This window comes from Streptosporangium sp. NPDC006013 (genome assembly GCF_040614275.1).
Lineage (GTDB): Bacteria > Actinomycetota > Actinomycetes > Streptosporangiales > Streptosporangiaceae > Streptosporangium.
The window spans coordinates 1-5031 of the sequence record NZ_JBEXUE010000621.1 but is presented as its reverse complement, the minus strand read 5'-3'; the positions used below and the strand labels follow the sequence as shown (position 1 = coordinate 5031).

The following is a 5031-nucleotide window of genomic DNA, read 5'->3' as shown; positions in this document are numbered from 1 at the left end:
TCCCACGGATTCGAGAGCTTGGAGCTGAGGAAGCACCCCAAGGTCGGTCTGCGCTCTTGTGTTCAACGTGGCCATCTGGATCACACCTCCAGTTCGTGATGGCCAGGGCTGGTCAACGCGGGGCTTCGAAGCGCATCACTGCGCCTCAAGCCCCCTCCTTCAGGAGGGGGTCGTTGACACCTCGCGACATCGGATATCGGCAGGCATTGCCGAGAATCCGGGGAAAAGCGATAAGGCCCGCTCCGAAGAGCGGGCCTTGCCGTGTGCTGTCAGCCGATACGCCAGGTGTCTCCGCCGAGCAGCAGGTCGTTCAGGTCACCGGGACCCCGCTCGTCGACGGCCTCCTGGAGTTGCTCGGTCATGAGCTCGTCGTAGGAGGGACGGGCGACGCTGCGGAAGACGCCGATCGGGACGTGCTCGAAGGCGGGCTCGTCCAGCCTGGAGAGCGCGAAGGCCAGCGAGGGGTCGGCGCGGTGGGCGTCGTGCACGAGGATCTCGTCCTCGCTCACCGACGACCTCGGGACGACCTCGATGCCGCCGTCGGCCGCCCGGCGCACCGCCTTGGAAGCCGAGGCGATGGGCCGGCCGTGCTCCAGGCGGAGCGTGATGTCGTCCCGCTGCTCCGGGTCCTTCAACTGCTCGAAGGCGTTGTCGTTGAAGATGTTGCAGTTCTGGTAGATCTCGACCAGGGAGGTGCCCCGGTGCTCGGCGGCCTCGCGCAGCACCGACTGCAGGTGCTTGCGGTCGGAGTCGATGGTCCTGGCCACGAAGGAGGCCTCGGCGCCGATGGCCAGCGAGATCGGGTTGAACGGCTTGTCCAGCGAGCCCATCGGGGTGGACTTCGTGATCTTGCCGACCTCGGAGGTCGGGGAGTACTGCCCCTTGGTGAGACCGTAGATCCTGTTGTTGAACAGCAGGATGTTCAGGTTGACGTTGCGGCGCAGCGCGTGGATGAGGTGGTTGCCGCCGATGGACAGCGAGTCGCCGTCACCGGTGATCACCCAGACCGACAGGTCGGGACGCGAGGCGGCCAGGCCGGTCGCGATCGCCGGGGCGCGGCCGTGGATCGAGTGGAACCCGTAGGTGTCCATGTAGTACGGGAACCGCGAGGAGCAGCCGATGCCCGAGACGAACACCATGTTCTCGCGCTTGAGGCCGAGCTCGGGCACGAACGACTGGACCGCGGCCAGGATGGCGTAGTCACCGCATCCGGGGCACCAGCGGACCTCCTGGTCGGTCTTGAAGTCCTTCATACCGAGCTTGACCTCGGACTTCGGGACCAGTGAAAGCCCCCCGCCGGTTCCGGGGACGGACAATTCGGTACCACTACTCATTGTCGATCACGTCCTGGATCACGCCGGCAAGTTCTTCGGCCTTGAACGGAAGTCCACGCACTCGGTTGTAGCTGATGATGTCGACCAGGAAGCGGGCACGGAGCAGCAGCGCGAGCTGGCCGAGGTTGATCTCCGGCAGGAGCACCCTGTCGTACGCGCGCAGGACCTCGCCGGTGTTGGCGGGCAGCGGGTTGACATGCCGCAGGTGGGCTTGGGCGACCTTGCCGCCGGCCTTCCTGATGCGCCGCGCGGCCGCCGCGATCGGTCCGTAGGTGGACCCCCAGCCGAGCACCAGCACGCGGGCGTCGCCGTCGGGATCGTCCACCTCAAGCGCCGGGATGTCGTGGGCGATCCCGTCGATCTTGGCCTGGCGGATCCTGACCATCCGGTCGTGGTTGTCGGGATCGTAGGAGATGTTCCCGGTGCCCTCGGCCTTCTCGATGCCGCCGATCCGGTGCTCCAGGCCGGCGGTGCCGGGAATCGCCCAGGGGCGGGCGAGGGTCTCGGGGTCGCGCTTGAACGGCAGGAAGGTCACGCCGTCCTCGGCGTTCGGCCCGGAGGCGAACTCGGTGGAGATGTCGGGCAGATCGGCGGCGTCGGGCACCTTCCACGGCTCGGAGCCGTTGGCGAGGTAGCCGTCGGAGAGCAGCATGACCGGGGTGCGGTACTTCACCGCGATCCTGGCCGCCTCCACCGCCGCGTCGAAGCAGTCGGAGGGGGTCGAGGGGGCGATGATCGGCAGCGGCGACTCGCCGTTGCGGCCGTACATGGCCATCAGGAGGTCGGTCTGCTCGGTCTTGGTGGGCATGCCGGTGCTGGGACCCGCGCGCTGCACGTCGACCACGATGAGCGGCAGCTCGGTGGTCACCGCGAGGCCGACGGTCTCGGCCTTCAGCGCGACACCGGGCCCGGAGGTCGTCGTGATGCCCAGGGCGCCGCCGAAGGAGGCGCCGAGCGCCGCGCCGACGCCCGCGATCTCGTCCTCGGCCTGGAAGGTGCGGATGCCGAACCGCTTGTGCTTGGAGAGCTCGTGCAGGATGTCGCTGGCCGGGGTGATCGGGTAGGACCCGAGGAAGAGCGGCAGCCTCGACTGCACCGAGGCGGCGATCAGGCCGTAGGCGAGCGCCTGGTTGCCGGAGATGTTGCGGTACACGCCAGGGGGCAGCTTGGCCGGCTTGACCTCGTAGGAGACCGAGAAGGACTCGGTGGTCTCGCCGTAGTTCCAGCCCGCCTGGAAGGCGGCGATGTTGGCCTTGGCGATGTCGGGCTTCTTGGCGAACTTGGTCTCCAGGAACTGGATCGTCGCCTCGGTGGGCCGGTGGTAGAGCCAGCTCAGCAGCCCGAGGGCGAACATGTTCTTGGACCGCTCGGCGTCCTTCTTGGACAGTGCGAAGCCTTCGAGGGCCTTGACGGTCAGCGAGGTCAGCGGCACCGAGTGGACCCGCCACGCGGCGAGCGAGTCGTCCTCCAGCGGGCTGACGGCGTAGCCCACCTTCTGCAGGTTGCGCTTGGTGAACTCGTCGGTGTTGGCGATGATGTCGGCGCCACGCGGCAGGTCCGAGAGGTTCGCCTTCAGCGCGGCGGGGTTCATCGCGACCAGGACGTTGGGCGCGTCACCCGGGGTGAGGATGTCGTGGTCGGCGAAGTGGAGCTGAAAACTCGACACGCCCGGCAGGGTGCCTGCGGGGGCGCGGATCTCGGCGGGGAAGTTGGGGAGTGTCGACAGGTCGTTGCCGAACTCAGCCGTCCCGGCGGTGAAGCGGTCGCCGGTCAGCTGCATGCCGTCGCCGGAGTCCCCGGCAAAACGGATGATCACGCGTTCGAGTTGCTGAACCTGCTTGGTCACAGCTCAGTCCTCCTCGACGCGACAGGGCGCCGTTGCTCGTGGCACATTCTTTTTTCCATGCTAGATCCTCGGGGGTCACGCGTAGGCTTTTCGCGTTCCACTCGGCGGAGGAGGGCGACCCGTGTCGCGCATCCTCTGCGGCCGCTGAGTCGAAACCTGGGGCGCGGATGTCGCGTTTTGCGGCCGGATCACGGCCTACGTGGAGGTCACGATCGCGGACGGCCGTCCCGACACAGCCCCGCCGCGAGCCGGCACAGGTCGACGTGCAGGCGGGCGAAGAGGACAGTTGAGGTCACGCTGCCCAACTATATGTCCCGCCGTGGCCGCGTTCTCATCGCCTCAGGCTATGGCCCCATAGCTCCAGGTTATGACATCGGCTACCGGTCCGGCGCCGTCGAAACGCCCCCGGAGTCATAGGTCCGGCCGGGCACCATCTCGCGCGAGCCGTACAGCTCGGGGACGGTGACAAAGGTATAGCCCGCCGCGGAGAGCCGGCGCAGGATTTCTTGGGCCGCGTCGACCGTCGCGGGGTGGGAGTCGTGCAGGAGGACGATCGCCCCGGGCTCGACCCGGGCGACGGTCCGGCCGGCGATCGCCCGGGGGTCGGGGTCCCAGCGGTCCTCGGGGTCCACGTTCCAGCGCACCACGGCCATGTTCAGGCGGCCCGCGACGGAGGCCACCTGAATGTCGCTGCCGCCGTACGGCGGGCGCATCAGGGTGGGGACCTGGCCGATGATCTGGGCGATCGCGTGCTGCGCGCGGGTGAGCTGGTCGGCGATCTTGGTGGGGGGCAGCATGGTGAGATCGCGGTGGGACCAGGTGTGGTTGGCCACCAGGTGTCCCTCGTCGCGCATCCGCCTGAGTAGGTCGGGCCGGGCGGAGGCGTTGGAACCGAGGGTGAAGAAGGTCGCCCTCGCCCCGTGGGCGCGGAGGATGTCGAGCAGCCGCGCGGTCTCGGGGCCCGGCCCGTCGTCGTAGGTCAGCGCCACGCACCTGAGCTTCGCGCAGTCCACGCTGCCCGCCATGGAGCTGCGCGCCGGAGGCTTGTCGGTGCTCGCGGCCTTGATCTCCTCCCGAGACGTGGGGGCCGGAGCCTTCTTCGCCTGCAGGACCGAGCGCTGTGCCCGCAGCCCGATCTCCGACAGCAGCGGCGCCGCGGTCGCGGACGGTACGGCGACCGCCACCCGGCCGGCCACCCCCAGCCCCACCTGCTCGTCGTCGAACTCCACGACGAGGTCGCCACGCGGGTTGAAACCGAGGGAGTCGAACATCTCCCGGTCCGGCCTGAGCGCGTTCGGGGTCACCAGCGGTCCCCGCAGCCTCAGCTCGCCCCTGACGATCCCGGCCAGCGTGACCAGCGCGGGACGGCCGGTGAGCAGGTCGGCGGAGTCGAGGACGCGCCCCTTCACCCGGTCGTACCAGACGGTGGTGCGCGCCTCGTTCCAGCCCGACTCCATGGAGTGACCGATGCGCAGCCGTACCCCCAGGACCTCGGGGGAGGCGGCGGCGAGCTGCCAGTCCACGTTGAACTCGGGCTTGGGCAGGGCGTCGGCGGGGGCGCGGTGCCGGGTGAACCCGTCGAGCTCTTCGCGCACGGTCCCGCGGAGCTTCTCGGTGAGGTGGGGGGCGCCGGGGACGGCCGGATAGACGGCGTGCACGTGCCGGTTTCCCGTCTCTCCGGAGAACAGGGTCCGTGTGCTCAGGCCCTGGACCACGGAGGGGTCCACATAATTGATCAATGTGGGCTCCGAGGGCATGGGGGCCTTCGCGGAAGAGGGGGTGATGGCTGCGCCGCAACCGGCGATCGTCACGGCCATCCAGGCGATTCCTCCGATGAATCGCAGGTTGCGC

General features: G+C 68.8%; 3 protein-coding genes. All 3 read right to left on the bottom strand.

The genetic code is table 11. From position 1 onward, the window contains the following. Positions 1-269: 269 nt before the first annotated feature. Entirely contained in the window at positions 270-1316 is a 1047-nt protein-coding gene (locus ABZ260_RS46305) for a 2-oxoacid:ferredoxin oxidoreductase subunit beta (RefSeq protein ID WP_355558105.1), read from the bottom strand. 10 nt (positions 1317-1326) lie between these two features. Next, positions 1327-3180: a 2-oxoacid:acceptor oxidoreductase subunit alpha gene (locus ABZ260_RS46300; RefSeq protein WP_355631019.1), complete on the bottom strand. Its 1854-nt coding sequence runs from the start codon at positions 3178-3180 to the stop codon at positions 1327-1329. Positions 3181-3557: 377 nt separating this feature from the next. Then, positions 3558-5031 (bottom strand): polysaccharide deacetylase family protein (locus ABZ260_RS46295; protein WP_355631016.1); only part of this gene is annotated, 1474 nt, incomplete at its 5' end.